Origin of the sequence: Micromonospora sp. NPDC002717 (assembly GCF_040295705.1) — a bacterium.
In the GTDB taxonomy this organism is placed as follows: domain Bacteria; phylum Actinomycetota; class Actinomycetes; order Mycobacteriales; family Micromonosporaceae; genus Micromonospora.
On record NZ_JBEOVW010000001.1, the window covers coordinates 549,096 to 564,616 of the forward strand.

The window sequence follows — 15,521 nt, forward strand, 5'->3', positions numbered from 1 at the left end:
GGGAAACCTGCTGTCGTTCGAGTGAGAGACCGATTACGCGGCGTGCCGGGCGCTCAGTCGTCCGCCGTCCCCGTATCGGCGTCGCCCGGCCGGGTCGGGGCCTCGTGTGCCGCCGGATCGGGACAGATTAGGTGACCGGGCGGGACGGCCTGGTGACCGCCGGGCCCGGCCGGCGGGACGTGGGCACCGGGCCAGGCCGACGGGACGTGGGCACCGGGCCAGGCCGCCGGGGTATAGGCGCCGGGCCCGGCCGGCGGGGCGTAGGCGACGGGGATCAGGGCGTAGCCGGCCGGCGGTGGCGGCGCAGCGGAGGAGGCGGCCCGGGGCACGAACCACCGGTGGGCGGGCGGCAGCGCCAGCAACAGCACCACCGCGAGGGTGAGCAGCAGCACGGTCGACACCCCGAGGCCGGCCAGCGGGAACAGCACCGCGTCGAAGGGGTCGGACTCCGAGTAGAGGGTCTCGATGAACTTCGACTCCGCCCAGAAGTCGGCCTCCGGGTCGACCGGCCCCTCGTCGGGATACTCCCCCTCCGCGTACGGCTCGCTGAGGCCGAGGCCGAAGAGCAGGGGGAACAGGAGCATGCCGGCGAAGCTCTGGCCGCAGCAGACGACCAGTTGGACGCCGCCGGCCACGAAGACCAGGATCCGGGCGACGTTGCCGCCGCGCCGCACCGGCAGCGCCGTGGCGGCCAGCCAGAGCGCGAGCAGCAGGGCGGGCAGACCGAGCACCACCGCCCCGACGACGTTGCTCCAGCGCTCGCCGCTCACCTCGTCGGGATCGGCGTCCGGGACCGCCCGCACCGCGCGGTCGATCTGGCCGTCCCACTGGATGGCCTGGGTGACGACCAGGGCCACCAGCCCGAGGAGGACGAGCACGGTCACGAGCTGCAACCAGAAGGCGATGGTGACGGTGGCGGGACGGGGCGGGCGTACCGGCGCGTCGGCGGGCGGCGTCATGGGACGGAAGCTACGGATGGCCGACGCCGGCCGGCAGGGCCGATCGGGCGGGGTCGGCCGGCGAACGGATCATGCTCCGGCGAGCCGCTCCGACGCGTAGCCGCCCAGGGTGGCGCGGCCCATGACGCAGCCGGTGAACGTGCCGAACTCGGCCGGGTCGTCCCGCAGCGCCGTCCAGGCCGCCCGACCGGCCGCCGGGTCGAGCCGTTCAAGCAGCGTGGCGGCGTAGACGCGGCCCGCCGGGGTGCCCTCGGCGAGCAGCCGGTCGAGTTGCCCGCGTACGCCCTCGGGGTCGTCGGCGAGCGCCGCCTCGACCCGCCGGTACGCCTCGGTCACCGGCAGCAGCGTGCCGGCGATCCCGACCCCGCCGAACGCCACCGTGTCGGCCTGCCGTAGCTCGTCGAGGGCGGCCTCGACCTCCCGGTCCCTCTTCCCGATCCCGAACATGCCCTTCTCCTTCCCCGCCGCACCCCGCGCGACTCCTTGAATCATGAGGTTGGCGGCAGTCGCCGAGATCCAACTCGCCGCCAACCTCATGATCGACGCGGTCGGGCGGGGGTCAGGCCGTCGAGACCGAGAGGGCGTCCTTCGTGTCCGCCAGGTCGACGCGCACCGTGTCGCCGTCGCGGATCCGGCCGGCCAGGAGGGCCTTGGCGAGCTGGTCCCCGATCGCCGTCTGGACCAGGCGGCGCAGCGGCCGGGCCCCGTAGATCGGGTCGTAGCCGTGCTCGGCGAGCCACCCCCGGGCGGCGTCGGTGATGTCCAGGCCGAGGCGGCGGTCCGCCAGCCGCCTGCGCATCCGGTCGAGCTGGATGTCCACGATGGCCCGCAGGTCGTCACCGTGCAGCGCGGCGAAGACCACGATGTCGTCCAGCCGGTTGAGGAACTCCGGCTTGAAGTGCGACCGGACCACCGCGAGGACGCCCTCCCGGCGCTGCTCCTCGGCCAGCGTCAGGTCGCCGATCACCGACGACCCGAGGTTGGAGGTGAGGATCAGGATGGCGTTGCGGAAGTCCACCGTGCGGCCCTGCCCGTCGGTGAGCCGGCCGTCGTCCAGCACCTGGAGCAGGACGTCGAAGACGTCCGGGTGGGCCTTCTCGACCTCGTCCAGCAGGATCACCGAGTACGGCCGGCGGCGCACCGCCTCGGTGAGCTGGCCGCCCTCCTCGTAGCCGACGTAGCCGGGCGGGGCGCCGACCAGGCGGGCGACGGAGTGCTTCTCGCCGTACTCGCTCATGTCGATGCGGACCATGGCCCGCTCGTCGTCGAAGAGGAACTCGGCGAGCGCCTTGGCCAGCTCGGTCTTGCCGACGCCGGTCGGGCCGAGGAAGAGGAAGCTGCCGGTCGGGCGGTCCGGGTCGGCGACCCCGGCCCGGGCGCGGCGGACCGCGTCGGAGACCGATCCCACGGCCTGGGCCTGGCCGACCACGCGGGCGCCCAGCGACTCCTCCATCCGCAGCAGCTTGGCGGTCTCGCCCTCCAGCAGCCGGCCGGCAGGGATGCCGGTCCAGGAAGCGACGACGGCGGCGATGTCGTCGGCGCCGACCTCCTCCTTGAGCATCGCGCCGTCGGCCTGGAGCCGGGCCAGTTCCTCCTCGGCCTGCTTCAGCTCGGTCTTGAGGGCGGGGATCCGGCCGTAGCGCAGCTCGGCGGCGCGCTCCAGCTCGCCGTCGCGCTCGGCCCGCTCGGCCTCGCCGCCGAGCCGCTCCAGCTCCTCCTTGGCGGTGGAGAGCTTGGTGATGTGGTCCTTCTCCAGCTTCCAGCGGTCGGCGAGGGCGGTGAGCTGCTCGCGCTTGTCGGCCAGCTCCTTGCGCAGCCGCTCCAGCCGCTCGGCGGAGGCGGCGTCGGGCTCCTTGGCCAGCGCCATCTCCTCGATCTCCAGCCGGCGCACCGCCCGCTCGATCTCGTCCACCTCGACGGGCCGGGAGTCGATCTCCATGCGGAGCCGGGAGGCGGACTCGTCGACCAGGTCGATCGCCTTGTCCGGCAGGAACCGGTCGGTGATGTAGCGGTCCGACAGCGACGCGGCGGCGACCAGGGCGGCGTCGGTGATGCGTACGCCGTGGTGCACCTCGTAGCGCTCCTTGAGGCCGCGCAGGATGCCAATGGTGTCCTCGATGGTCGGTTCGCCGACCAGCACCGGCTGGAAGCGGCGCTCCAGGGCCGGGTCCTTCTCGATGTGCTCGCGGTACTCGTCGAGGGTGGTCGCGCCGACCATCCGCAGCTCGCCGCGGGCCAGCATCGGCTTGAGCATGTTGCCGGCGTCCATCGAGCCCTCGCCCTTGCCGGCGCCGACGACGGTGTGCAACTCGTCGAGGAAGGTGATGACCTGTCCGTTGGAGTTCTTGATCTCCTCCAGGACGGACTTCAGCCGCTCCTCGAACTGGCCCCGGTACTGCGCGCCGGCGACCATCGCGCCGAGGTCGAGCGAGACCAGCTTCTTGTCGCGCAGCGACTCGGGCACGTCGCCGGCGACGATCCGCTGGGCCAGGCCCTCGACGATCGCGGTCTTGCCGACGCCCGGCTCGCCGATCAGCACCGGGTTGTTCTTGGTACGCCGGGACAGCACCTGGATCACCCGGCGGATCTCCGAGTCCCGGCCGATGACCGGGTCGATCTTGCCGTCGCGGGCGCTGGCGGTCAGGTCCACGCCGTACTTGGCCAGGGCCTGGTAGGTCTGCTCGGGGTCGGCGGTGGTGACCCGCCGGTCCCCGCCGCGCACGGTCGGGAAGGCGGCGACGAGGTTCTCCTCGGTGGCGCCGGCCGACTTCAGCGCGCCCGACACCGCGCCACCCACCCGGGCCAGGCCGGCGAGCAGGTGCTCGGTGGAGGTGTACTCGTCGCCGAGCGGCCGGGCGATCTGCTCGGCGGCCCCGATGGCGTTGACGAACTCGCGGGCCAGGGTCGGCTCGGCGATGCTGGAGCCGCGCGCGGCGGGCAGGGCGTCGACCGAGCGCTGGGCGACCCGGCGCAGCTCGGCGGGGTCGGCCCCGACGGCGCGCAGCAGGCCGGCGGCGGTCGAGCCCTCGGTGTCCAGCAGCGCCAGCAGCAGGTGCCAGGGCTCCACGGTGGCGTGACCGCGCTGGTTCGCCGTCGCGACGGCACCGGTGATGGTCTCGCGGCTCTTGGTGGTGAGTCGTTCCGTGTTCATGGGCTCCCCCGGATCGGCGTGTCCACTGGGAAGGACACAACCAGAGTTGAGCCTATTCCGCTCAACCCTGCCCGTGTGAGCTGGATCACTCTCGCTGTCCGGCCGTGCCCAGAGGTGCCCGAGTGATCGATTGGACGGGCCGTTCCCGTGGCGGAGAATCGCTGAGCGACCACACAGCGGAACGGCGCTCGCTGCCAAGATCTGCGCATGCCGACCAGGGGTAGCCTGGCCGTGTGCGCGTACGTGTTGAACAGACTGCCCTGCCGGGAATCGGGGTCCGTCACGATCTGCTGACGGAGTCCGGTCGCCGCCTCGGTGTGGTCTCCCACCGCAATGGCCGCCGTGACCTCGTCCTGTACGACCCGGACGATCCCGACTCATGTCAGCACGACATACCGCTGACGGACGACGAGGCGGAGGCGCTCGCCGACATCCTCGGCGCGTCGCTGATGCTCGGTCAGCTGTCCGGGCTGCGGGAGCAGGCCGCCGGCTTGCTCACCGAGCAGATCGCCATTCCGGCCGGCTCGAAGTACGTCAACCGGAAGCTCGGGGACACGCAGGCACGTTCCCGCACGGGCGCCTCGATCGTGGCCGTGCTGCGCCACGGCGAGGTGATCGTCTCGCCGGAGCCCTCCTTCCGCTTCGCCGCCGGTGACGTGGTGGTCGTGGTCGGGACCCGTCAGGGCCTCGACGGGGTGACAGCCATCCTTGCCGACAGCGACCCGGACGGCTGAGGCGCGGATGCACGAAACGACAACACTACTCATCGAAGTCGGTGCACTGCTCTTCCTGCTCGGCCTCCTCGGCCGGCTGAGCCGCCGGATCGGTCTCTCGCCCATCCCCCTCTACCTGCTCGCCGGGCTCGCTTTCGGGCACGGCGGCCTGCTGCCCCTGGCCGCCAGCGAGGAGTTCTTCGCGGTCGGCGCCGAGATCGGCGTGATCCTGCTGCTGGTCATGCTGGGCCTGGAGTACTCGGCCAACGAGTTGGTCGGCAACCTGCGCGCCGCGGCCCCGGCCGGCCTGATCGACGGGCTGCTGAACGCGCTGCCCGGGGCGGCGTTCGCGCTGCTGCTCGGCTGGGACTGGGTCGCCGCCCTGGTGCTCGCCGGCATCACCTGGGTCTCCTCCTCGGGGGTCATCGCCAAGGTCCTCGCCGACCTGGGCCGCCTCGGTAACCGGGAGACCCCGGTGATCCTCTCGGTCCTGGTGATCGAGGACCTGGCGATGGCGTTCTACCTGCCCCTGGCGACCGCGGTGCTCGCCGGCAGCGGCCTGCTGGGCGGCGGCATCGCGCTCGGTGTCGCGGTCGGCACCGTGCTGCTGGTGCTGGTGGTCGCGATCAAGTACGGCAACCTGATCTCCACCGCCATGTCGGCGAAGGACCCGGAGGCGCTGCTGCTCGGCGTACTCGGGATGACGCTGCTGGTGGCGGGCATCGCGGCGAAGCTCCAGGTGTCGGCGGCGGTCGGCGCGTTCCTGGTCGGCATCGCGCTGTCCGGACCGGTGGCGCACCACGCGACCGAGCTGCTCACCCCGCTGCGGGACCTCTTCGCGGCGGTCTTCTTCGTCTTCTTCGGTCTGGTCACCGACCCGCGGGACATCCCGCCGGTGCTGCTGCCCGCGCTCGCGCTGGCCGTGATCACCATGGCCACGAAGACGCTCACCGGTTACCTGGCGGCTCGCCGGGTCGGCATCGCCGAGCCCGGTCGCTGGCGGGCCGGCCTGACCCTGGTGCCCCGGGGAGAGTTCTCCATCGTCATCGCGGGACTCGCGGTTGCCGCCGGCAGCGTCGACCCGAAGCTGGCCGCGCTCGCCACGGCGTACGTGCTGATCACGGTCGTGACCGGGCCGATGCTGGCGCGGCTGCCCGACTTCGCGTGGTTCAAGCGCTGGCTGCGGAAGCGCGGCGCGGCCCAGCGGGCCCAACCGGTGCCGGCGCACGACTGACCGACGTCACCGTCGAGGGCCGGGTCGACCGTACGGTCGGCCCGGCCCTCGCCCAACGGTTGTCGAATTGCCTCCGGCGGGGTCTACCGCCGGTCAACGCGCCGGGTTACCGTTTCGCCCCAGCAGCCAGAGCTCGCGGACGGCCTGAGCCCCCGCGGACGAGAGCGGAAGGTTGGCCGGTGAGCGTGCAGGAGTCGACGTTCCACGGCTTCGCCAACCCCGTCGATCCGACCCCCGCCGAGTTGCGCGCGTGGGCCTTCCAGCCCGACTCCGTGCCGCTGACCTCCATGCCGCCGGACTGGGACCTGCTGGTCTCCGGTGACCGGCTGGTGGCGGTGCTCTTCGACCTGGCGATGGACGCGACCTGCCCGGCCCGCCGGTTCGCCCTGCACTGCCTCTACATCTACGCCGCCGACGGCATCCGGACGAAATTCCGCGCCCACCCGAAGCGGCGCTTCCGGAAGCTGGTCGAGCAGGCCGAGCGGAACGGCGACGACCTGATGCGCACCTGGGCGTACAACAGCCGGGTGCTGCTGGCCCGGCCGGAGCTCTTCGTCTACCGGGACTGGTGCGAGGGCGGCCTGGTCCGGGAGAACCGCCGCATCGCCTGAGCGCCCCACGCACCCGCACGGCGCACCCGGGGCGTCCCCGCCCGCACTCCGTAACGACGAACGGGCCGGGACCCCCGCCCGGGACCTCTGGCGTCCCGGCCCGCCTCTGGACGGCGAACGGGCCGGGACCCCCGCCCGGGACCTCTGGCGTCCCGGCCCGCCTCTGGACGGCGAACGGGCCGGGACCCCCCGTGGGTCCCGGCCCGCACGTCGGCGGATCGTCAGCGTTCCGATCCGCCCTGCTCGCGGCGTCTCGCCTCGTCGCGTCCCTGGTCGATGCCGTGGTCGACCTGGTCGGCGAACCTGCCGTTCTTGATCTCGTCGGTGAAGCGGCTCTCGGTGAACCGGTCGAATCTCTCCCGGACGTTCTTCGCCACCTCGTCGAGCCGTTCCTCGGTCTGCTGGGCAACCTTCCTCGCCGCTTCCGTCATGGCTCCCCCTGCCATCGGAGTCCGGATTGAGATGGTTGGACCTGATTTTGAGGCTAGCGGACCGGGCGTCGTCCCCGCCGGCAAACCGGCAACCGGGGGGCCTTGCCGAGACGACGCACGTCCCGGGCGGTGGCGGGGGCGGAAAGACGACCGCGCCCGGCCGCGGGAGGGCGGCCGGGCGCGGTGAGGTGTCGTCAGCGGTCGGGGCCCCGCCGGGGACGCCAGACCACCAGCGCGGTGGAGGTGCGGTTGGTCGGGACGAGGTCGCTGCCCGGAAAGCGGGCCAACGACTCCAGCTCGGCGATCCGGCGGTACGCGGCGTCCAGCTCCGCCTCCAGCCGGGCCACCCGCTGCTGGGCCTGCTCCAGCAGCCGCTCCAGCCCGATGATGCGCTTGACCCCCGCCAGGTTGATGCCGTCGTCCTGGCTGAGCCGCTGCACCTCGCGCAGCAGCACCACGTCCCGCACGCTGTAGCGGCGGCCGCCGCCGGCCGCCCGACCCGGCTGGACCAGGCCCAGCCGGTCGTACTGGCGCAAGGTCTGCGGGTGCATCCCCGCCATCCGTGCCGCCACCGAGATCATCAGCACCTTGGCCTCGTAGGCAGGGTCACCCGAACCGACGAACTCGTCCGACATCCCGCTCACCTCCGCGTGCACTCCACCGAGCCGACTGAACACCGGGTCAACTGAATCGACGCACCCGCGCGTCGAGATGTTCCCGGGCGGCCGGCGGGGTCTGCGCGGCGAAGCTCTCCAACGCCGTACGCGCCTCGTCGGACACCCGCGCGGGCACCACCACGTCGAGGGTCACCAGCAGGTCACCCGCCTGCCCGTCACGGCGGACCACCCCCTTGCCGCGGGCCCGCAGGATCCGGCCGCTCGGCGTGCCCGGTGGCACCCGCAGGGTCACCGCGCCGTCGAGGGTGGGCACCCGCAGGTCCGTGCCGAGCACGGCCTCCGCGAACGTGATCGGCACGGTCAGCGTGAGGTCGTCGCCCGTACGCCCGAACAGGTCGTCCGGTCGCACCTTGACGTGTACGAAGAGGTCGCCGGCCGGGCCGCCCCGCGGGCCGGGCTCGCCCCGCCCCGCCAGCCGGATCTTCTGGCCGTCGGCCACCCCGGCCGGGAAGCGGACGTTCAGCGTGCGGGTCTTGGTGACCCCGCCGGTGCCCTGGCACTCCGGGCACTTCTCCTCCACGATCGTGCCCACGCCCTGGCAGTTGCGGCACGGCTCGGAGAAGCTGAACGACCCCTGGTTGCGGGTGGTCACCCCGGCTCCATGGCACACCGGGCAGGTGCGCGGCTGGGTGCCGGGCTTGGCCCCGTTGCCGTGGCAGGTGTCGCAGACACCCGGCGCGCGCAGCGTCAACGGGACGGTCACCCCGCGTACGGCGTCGTCGAAGTCGAGGGCCACCTCGGCCTCGACGTCCCGCCCCCGCGCCGGGCCACGGGTCGCCGGCCCGCCGCCGGGACCAGCGGCGCCGCCGGAGAAGATCGAACTGAACAGGTCCTGGAAGCCGGCCCCGCCGAAGCGGCGGTCGCCACCCCCACCGGCCGCGCCCCCGAACAGGTCGGAGACGTCGAACGGCATGCCGCCGGGCTGGCCGGCGCCACGGGCGTTGCGCCGGAACGCGCCCGAGCCGAACAGCGAGCGCAGCTCGTCGTACTCGCGGCGCTTGGCGTCGTCGCCGAGCACCGCGTACGCCTCGGAGGCGGCCTTGAAACGCTCCTCGGCCTTCGGGTCACCGGGGTTGTGGTCCGGGTGCGAATCCCGCGCCAGCTTCCGGTACGCCTTCTTGATGTCGTCGCCGGAGGCGGCCTTGTCCACGCCCAGCACGGCGTAGAAGTCCTTCTCGATCCAGTCCTTGGAACTCACCGGTCCACCCCCTCCCTACCTGGGGACCGACCGTCCCGCCCACCCGTTCGGGGTGGGCGGGACGATCCGGTCGTCGTTGCGCACTACTCCGGGTCGGCGACCGCGACCATGGCGGGCCGCAGCAGCCGCTCCCCGACCTGGTAGCCCCGACGCATCACCTGCACGCAGGTCGGCTCGGTGACGTCGGCCGAGGTCTGGTGGGCCACCGCCTCGTGCCGGGTCGGGTCGAACGAGTCGCCCTGTTCGCCGAACGCCGTCAGCCCGAACTTGCCGAGCGCCGCCGTGAGCTGCTCGGCCATCGTGCCGAACGGCCCGACCAGGTCGCCGTGCTCGCGGGCCCGGTCCAGGTCGTCGAGGATCGGCAGCAGCGCGGCGAGCATCGCCCCGGTCGCCTGCTCGGTGACCAGACCCTTGTCCCGGTCCACCCGCTTGCGGTAGTTGGCGTACTCCGCCGTCACCCGCTGCAGGTCCCGGGTCCGCTCGTCGAGGTCCTTACGCAGCGCCTCCAGTTCGGCGCCGAGCGCCGTCCCGCCGCCGTCGGCCGGCTGTGCCGGGGCGTCCACCACCGGCGGGCCGGCCACCTCGGCCGCCTCGACCTCGATCTCGTCGACCACGACCTCGGCCTCCTCGACCAGCCCCTCGGCCGGGGCGTCCGACCCGGCGTCGGCGGCGGTCGCGGCCGGCTCGCTGGTCTCGCTGATCTTGCGGTTGTTGCGGATGACGACCCGCGGCCCGTCGCCGGCCTGCTCGGCGGGCGCGGAGCCACCCGGCGTCGACCCGGTCGCACCCGGGTCGGCGGCTCGTGGCTTCTCCGTCATGGGGTTACCTCATCCTCTGCCGTGGTGCCGTGTCCGGGACGGACCGTCACTTCTTGTCCTCGTCCACGATCTCCGCGTCGACCACGTCGTCCGCGCCGCCGGCCTGCGCGCCACCGGTCGCCCCGGCGCCCGCCGCACCCGCGGCACCCGGACCGGCCTCGCCCGGCTGCTCACCCTGCTGGCTGTAGAGCAGCGAACCGGCCTGCTGGGAGACCTGCGCCAGCCGCTCGTGCGCCGACTTGATCTTCTCGATGTCCTGACCACCGAGGGCGCCACGCAGCTCGCCGAGCGCCTCGTTGATCTGGTCACGGGACTCCGACGGCAGCTTGTCGCCGCTCTCGGCCAGGAACTTCTCGGTCTGCCACTGGAGCGCCTCGGCCAGGTTGCGGGTCTCGGCCTCGTCGCGGCGACGCTTGTCGTCCTCGGCGTGCTCCTCGGCGTCGCGGCGCATGCGCTCGATGTCGTCCTTCGGCAGCGAGGAGCCGCCGGTGATCGTCATCTTCTGCTCCTTGCCGGTGCCGAGGTCCTTGGCGTGGACGTTGACGATGCCGTTGGCGTCGATGTCGAAGGTGACCTCGATCTGCGGCACGCCGCGCGGCGCCGGCGGGAGGCCGGTCAGCTCGAAGGTGCCGAGCTTCTTGTTGTAGGCCGCGATCTCCCGCTCGCCCTGGAACACCTGGATCAGCACCGACGGCTGGTTGTCGTCCGCCGTGGTGAAGACCTCGGAGCGCTTGGTCGGGATGGTGGTGTTGCGCTCGATCAGCTTGGTGAAGATGCCGCCCTTGGTCTCGATGCCCAGGCTCAGCGGGGTCACGTCGAGCAGCAGGACGTCCTTGACCTCGCCCTTGAGCACACCGGCCTGCAGGGCGGCGCCGACGGCGACGACCTCGTCCGGGTTGACGCCCTTGTTGGGCTCCTTGCCGGTGAGCTGCTTGACCAGGTCGGTCACGGCCGGCATGCGGGTCGAGCCGCCGACCAGGATGACGTGCTCGACGTCGGAGACCTTGATGCCGGCGTCCTTCACGGCCTGCTCGAACGGGCCCTTGCAGCGGTCCAGCAGGTCCTGCGTCATCCGCTGGAACTCGGCCCGGCTGAGCGTCACGTCCAGGTGCAGCGGGCCCGCCGCGCCGGCCGTGATGTACGGCAGGTTGATGTTGGTGGTGGTGGCGGCGGACAGCTCGATCTTGGCCTTCTCGGCCGCCTCGCGGAGCCGCTGCAGGGCCATCTTGTCCTGGGCCAGGTCGATGCCGTGCTCGCCCCGGAAGGTCTTCACCAGGTGGTCGATGATGCGCTGGTCCCAGTCGTCACCACCGAGGTCGTTGTCACCGCTGGTCGACTTGACCTCGATGACGCCCTCGGCCAGCTCGAGCAGCGACACGTCGAAGGTGCCGCCGCCGAGGTCGAAGACCAGGACGGTCTGCTCCTTGGAGCCCTTGTCCAGCCCGTACGCCAGGGCCGCCGCGGTCGGCTCGTTCACGATCCGCAGCACGTTGAAGCCGGCGATCTCGCCGGCCTCCTTGGTGGCCTGGCGCTGGCTGTCGTTGAAGTAGGCCGGGACGGTGATCACCGCGTCGGTGATCTGCTCGCCCAGGTACGCCTCGGCGTCCCGCTTGAGCTTCATCAGCGTGCGGGCCGAGATCTCCTGCGGGGTGTACTTCTTGCCGTCGATGTCGACGGACCAGTTGGTGCCGACCTCCCGCTTGACCGAGCGGATCGTCCGGTCCGGGTTGGTCACCGCCTGGCGCTTGGCGACCTCACCGACGAGCACCTCGCCGTTGCGGGCGAACGCGACGATCGACGGGGTCGTCCGCGAGCCCTCAGCGTTGGCGATGACGGTGGGCTCACCGCCCTCCAGGACGCTGACGCAGGAGTTCGTCGTGCCGAGGTCGATACCGACCGCACGTGCCATCTTCGCTTCCTCGCTTCGTGACGTTGTGAGCGCTCGTGGGCACCGCCCTGAGCTGCGTGGCGGGCGTCGCCCGCAGCGACCCCACCACAAGTTGAGTGAACTTGACTCAATAGTGCCACGCCCCCGGAAATCGTCAAGTCGAGGTTGAGCCGACCCGACGCAAGTCACGGGTACTACCGGCCGGTTGTCTTCGCTTGCGTCGGTCGGGCACGCTTTAGCGGTGACGACGCACGGCGACTCCGCCACCCAGGCCGACGCGCCCACCGTCGCAGCCCGCACCGGCTCCGCGGACGCCGGGGAGGACCGGCCCGCCACCACCGGGGACTCCAGCCTGCCCGCCGCGCTGGCCGGCCTGCGCGCCGCGATCGGGGCGGCCCGGTTCCCGCTGGCGCTGCCCTCCGCCGAGCCCGCCCGACGGGCCGCCGGGAGCCTCACCGACCAGCTCGACGACTACCTGCTGCCCCGGCTGCGCCGGCTCGACGCGCCGCTGCTCGTGGTGGTCGGCGGGTCCACCGGCGCGGGCAAGTCCACCCTCGTCAACAGCCTTGTGCAGGCGCGGGTGAGCGCGGCCGGGGTGCTCCGGCCCACCACCCGCTCCCCGGTGCTGGTGTGCAGCCCGGCCGACTCCGGCTGGTTCCGTCAGGGCGAGCTGCTGCCCGGCCTCACCCGCACCAACGAGCCCAGCGAGGACCCGCACACCCTGCAACTGGTCACCGCCCCCGCCCTGCCGCCCGGGTTGGCCTTCCTCGACGCCCCCGACATCGACTCGGTGGTCGACGCCAACCGGGCCCTGGCCGGCCAACTCCTGGCCGCCGCCGACCTCTGGCTCTTCGTCACCACCGCCGCCCGCTACGCCGACGCGGTCCCCTGGGAGCTGTTGCGCGGCGCCCGGGCCCGGGGCGCGGTGATCGCCATGGTGCTGGACCGGGTGCCCCCGGAGGCGGCCGACGAGATCGCCGCCCACCTGTCGGAGATGCTCGCCGCGCAGGATCTCGGCGCGGCCCCGCTGTTCGTGCTGCCGGAGACCTGGGTCGACGGGCAGGGCCTGCTGCCCGACCGGGTGACCGCGCCGCTCTCCGCCTGGTTCGCCCGGCTGGCCGCCGACGCCGACGTCCGGGCGGCCGTGGTCCGGCAGACCCTCGACGGCGCACTCGCCGCGCTGCGCCCGGCGGTCGAGGGTCTCGCCGACGCCGCCGACGAGCAGGTGACCGCCGCCGACGCGCTCGACGAGCGGGTGCGGGCGGCGTACCGGGGGGCGCACCGGACCGTCGAGCAGGGGCTGAAGGACGGTCGGCTGCTCCGTGGCGAGGTGCTCGCCCGCTGGCAGGAGTTCGTCGGCACCGGGGAGTTCTTCCGCACGCTGGAGGCCCGGATCGGGCGGCTCCGCGACCGGATGGTGGCCGCCGTCACCGGCCGTCCCGCGCCCGCCTCCGAGCTGCGCGAGGCGATCGAGTCCCAGCTGGTGACCCTGCTGCGCGGCGTCGCCGCCGAGGCGGCGGAGAACGCGTACACCGGGTGGAAGGCGCATCCCGCCGGGGCGGCGCTGCTCGAACCGGAGCTCGCCCACCCCGCCGGCGACCTGCCCGAGCGGGCCGAGCGCCTGGTCCGGGAGTGGCAGCGCGGCGTGCTGGAGCTGGTGCGGGTCGAGGGCGGCGACCGGCGCTTCGTGGCCCGCACGGCCGCGTACGCCGTCAACGCCACCGGGCTCGCCGTGATGATCGCCGTGTTCGCCTCGACCGCGTTCATCCCGACCGGGCTGGAGGTCGCCACCGGGGCCGGCACCACGGTCGCCGCGCAGACCGTGCTCCAGGCGGTCTTCGGCGACCAGGCCGTGCGTACGCTCGCCGCCAAGGCCCGGGCCGACCTGCTGGAGCGGGTGCGGGCCCTGCTGGACGACGAGGCCGCCCGCTACCTGGCCCGGACGACGGAGGCCCGGCCCGCCGCGGACACCGCGGAGGCCCTGCGCCGGGCCGGCAACGGGGTGGAGATGGCCCGGCACCGCAGCGGCCTCGCCGACGCGGACGCCGCGCGCCTCCCCGGCACCGAGGGCGGAGGATCATGACGAACATCGTCGGGCGGATGCGCGAGGCGCTCCGTGGTGACCGACAGGTGGACGCCGACGCGCTGATCGCCCGCCTCGACGCCGTACGCCGGTTCCTCGCGGTCGTCGACGGCCACCTGCCGGATTCGCGACTCGTGCCGGCGCACACCCTGGTCGAGCGGGCCGGCACCCGGCTGGCGCTCTCCCGCGACCACACCGTGGTGGCCCTCGCCGGCGCGACCGGCAGCGGCAAGTCCAGCCTGTTCAACGCGCTCGCCCGGATGGAGCTCTCCCCGGTCGGGGTGCGCCGCCCCACCACCGGAGTCACGCACGCCTGCGTCTGGGGGCCGCTCGACGGCGGCAACCGGCTGCTCGACTGGGTCGGCGTGCTGCCCCGGCACCGGTTCGTCCGGGAGAGCGTGCTCGACGGCGACGACGAGTCCGCCCTGCACGGGCTGATCCTGCTCGACCTGCCCGACTTCGACTCGGTGCAGCGGTCCCACCGGCTGGAGGTGGACCGCCTGCTCGGCCTGGTCGACCTCGTGGTCTGGGTGGTCGACCCGCAGAAGTACGCCGACCGCGTCATCCACACCAGCTACCTGCGCGAGTTCCACCGGCACAGGGACGTCACGCTGGTCGTGCTCAACCAGGCCGACCGGCTGCCCCCGGCCGAGCTGCCCCGGGTGCTGGCCGACCTGCGCCGCCTGCTCGACGCGGACGGCCTGGCCGGCGTCCCGCTGCAGGCCACCACCGCCGTGGAACCGGCGGGCATGGTCGGGCTCCGGGAGGCGCTGGAACGGACGGTGGCCGGGCGGCAGGCCGCGCTGCGCCGGCTCCAGGGTGACGTGGACACGGTGGTGGCCGGGCTCGACGAGCTGGTCGGGGGCGGGTCGCCGGCCGCCGGGCCGGACGACGCCGCCGTCGCCGCGCTGCACCGGGCGCTGGCCGGCGCCGCCGGGGTGCCGACGGTCGCCGAGGCGGTCGAGCAGGCGTACCGGCACCGGGGCGCCGCCGCCACCGGCTGGCCGCTGGTCCGGGGCTGGCGGCGGCTGCGGCCCGACCCGCTGCGCCGGCTGCACCTGGCCGGCCCGGCCGGCGAGCGCGACGAGCCGGCGGAGAGCCTGGTCGCCGCGACCTCGGTGCCCGACCCCACCGCCGCGCAACGCTCCGCGCTCGGGCTGGCGATCCGGTCCGTGGCCGACCGGGCCGGGGCGGAACTGCCCGCCTCCTGGCCCGCCGCGGTGACCGCCGCCGCCCGGTCCCGCCTCGGCGACCTGCCGGACGCGCTGGACCGCGCGGTCGCCGGCACCGACCTCGGCATGGACCGGCGGCCGCTCTGGTGGCGGATCGTCGGCGGCCTCCAGTGGCTGGTGACCCTGGCCGCGCTGGCCGGGCTCGCCTGGCTGGCGCTCGGCTACGGGCTGCGCGCGCTGGGCCTGCCGGAGTTGGCCGACCCGACCGTCGGCGAGGTGCCGCTGCCCACCCTGCTGTTCCTCGGCGGCCTGCTCGCCGGGCTGCTGGTGGCGGCCCTGACCAGGCCGGCCGTCCGGTGGGCGGCCCGCCGTGCCCGCCGCCGCGCCGAGCACCGGCTCACCGAGCGGGTGACGACGGTCGGCGAGGAGCAGGTGCTGGCCCCGGTGCGGGCGGTGCTCGCCTCCTACGCCGAGGCCCGGGCCGCCCTGCGGGACGCAGCCGGCCGCTGACCCGGGCACACGTCGGCGGCAGCCGCAGGTCGGCGGTGGTGGGTGTCCACGACGCGGGCGATGCTCGGGTCGCTCG

13 protein-coding genes are annotated in these 15,521 nt (G+C 73.6%); 5 read left to right on the forward strand and 8 right to left on the reverse strand.

Annotation, left to right across the window (positions count from 1 at the left end):
- Positions 1-53: 53 nt before the first annotated feature.
- The 3 genes from ABT006_RS02735 to clpB form a co-directional block, all read right to left on the reverse strand.
- Positions 54-959 carry a hypothetical protein gene (locus ABT006_RS02735; protein WP_350702223.1) on the reverse strand — a complete coding sequence of 302 codons (906 nt, stop codon included), beginning with the start codon at positions 957-959 and terminating at the stop codon, positions 54-56.
- A gap of 69 nt (positions 960-1,028) precedes the next feature.
- The gene (locus ABT006_RS02740) at positions 1,029-1,406 is read right to left on the reverse strand and encodes a hypothetical protein (protein ID WP_350702225.1); all 378 of its coding nucleotides are present in this window, start codon (positions 1,404-1,406) and stop codon (positions 1,029-1,031) included.
- A gap of 112 nt (positions 1,407-1,518) precedes the next feature.
- Positions 1,519-4,110 (reverse strand): ATP-dependent chaperone ClpB, encoded by a 2,592-nt coding sequence (gene clpB, locus ABT006_RS02745; RefSeq protein ID WP_350702227.1) that lies wholly within the window; start codon positions 4,108-4,110, stop codon positions 1,519-1,521.
- A gap of 233 nt (positions 4,111-4,343) precedes the next feature.
- On the opposite strand from clpB, the gene ABT006_RS02750 reads away from it, so the two are divergent.
- The 3 genes from ABT006_RS02750 (at position 4,344) to ABT006_RS02760 (ending at position 6,668) form a co-directional block, all read left to right on the forward strand.
- A complete protein-coding gene (locus ABT006_RS02750) occupies positions 4,344-4,844 on the forward strand; it encodes a cation:proton antiporter regulatory subunit (RefSeq protein WP_350702229.1) in 501 nt (166 codons plus the stop codon).
- A gap of 7 nt (positions 4,845-4,851) precedes the next feature.
- Positions 4,852-6,057: a cation:proton antiporter gene (locus ABT006_RS02755; protein WP_350702231.1), complete on the forward strand. Its 1,206-nt coding sequence runs from the start codon at positions 4,852-4,854 to the stop codon at positions 6,055-6,057.
- 179 nt (positions 6,058-6,236) lie between these two features.
- Complete coding sequence (locus ABT006_RS02760; RefSeq protein WP_350702233.1) at positions 6,237-6,668, forward strand: hypothetical protein; 432 nt, start codon at positions 6,237-6,239, stop codon at positions 6,666-6,668.
- A gap of 221 nt (positions 6,669-6,889) precedes the next feature.
- Here ABT006_RS02760 and ABT006_RS02765 read toward each other — a convergent pair whose 3' ends face one another.
- The 5 genes from ABT006_RS02765 to dnaK form a co-directional block, all read right to left on the reverse strand.
- Complete coding sequence (locus ABT006_RS02765; protein WP_350702234.1) at positions 6,890-7,099, reverse strand: hypothetical protein; 210 nt, start codon at positions 7,097-7,099, stop codon at positions 6,890-6,892.
- 194 nt (positions 7,100-7,293) lie between these two features.
- Positions 7,294-7,734 carry a heat shock protein transcriptional repressor HspR gene (locus ABT006_RS02770; RefSeq protein WP_350682760.1) on the reverse strand — a complete coding sequence of 147 codons (441 nt, stop codon included), beginning with the start codon at positions 7,732-7,734 and terminating at the stop codon, positions 7,294-7,296.
- 46 nt (positions 7,735-7,780) lie between these two features.
- On the reverse strand, positions 7,781-8,974 hold the full coding sequence (dnaJ, locus tag ABT006_RS02775) for a molecular chaperone DnaJ (RefSeq protein WP_350702236.1): 1,194 nt from the start codon (positions 8,972-8,974) through the stop codon (positions 7,781-7,783).
- A gap of 83 nt (positions 8,975-9,057) precedes the next feature.
- A complete protein-coding gene (gene grpE, locus ABT006_RS02780; RefSeq protein WP_350702238.1) occupies positions 9,058-9,792 on the reverse strand; it encodes a nucleotide exchange factor GrpE in 735 nt (244 codons plus the stop codon).
- 46 nt (positions 9,793-9,838) lie between these two features.
- Positions 9,839-11,701 (reverse strand): molecular chaperone DnaK, encoded by a 1,863-nt coding sequence (gene dnaK / locus ABT006_RS02785; protein ID WP_350702240.1) that lies wholly within the window; start codon positions 11,699-11,701, stop codon positions 9,839-9,841.
- A 220-nt stretch (positions 11,702-11,921) separates the two neighbouring features.
- On the opposite strand from dnaK, the gene ABT006_RS02790 reads away from it, so the two are divergent.
- Together ABT006_RS02790 and ABT006_RS02795 are read left to right on the forward strand one after the other, a co-directional pair.
- Entirely contained in the window at positions 11,922-13,763 is a 1,842-nt protein-coding gene (locus ABT006_RS02790; protein WP_350702242.1) for an ABC transporter, read from the forward strand.
- Positions 13,760-15,445 (forward strand): GTPase, encoded by a 1,686-nt coding sequence (locus ABT006_RS02795; protein ID WP_350702244.1) that lies wholly within the window; start codon positions 13,760-13,762, stop codon positions 15,443-15,445. Before ABT006_RS02790 ends, ABT006_RS02795 begins: the two co-directional genes overlap by 4 nt.
- Positions 15,446-15,521 lie beyond the last annotated feature (76 nt).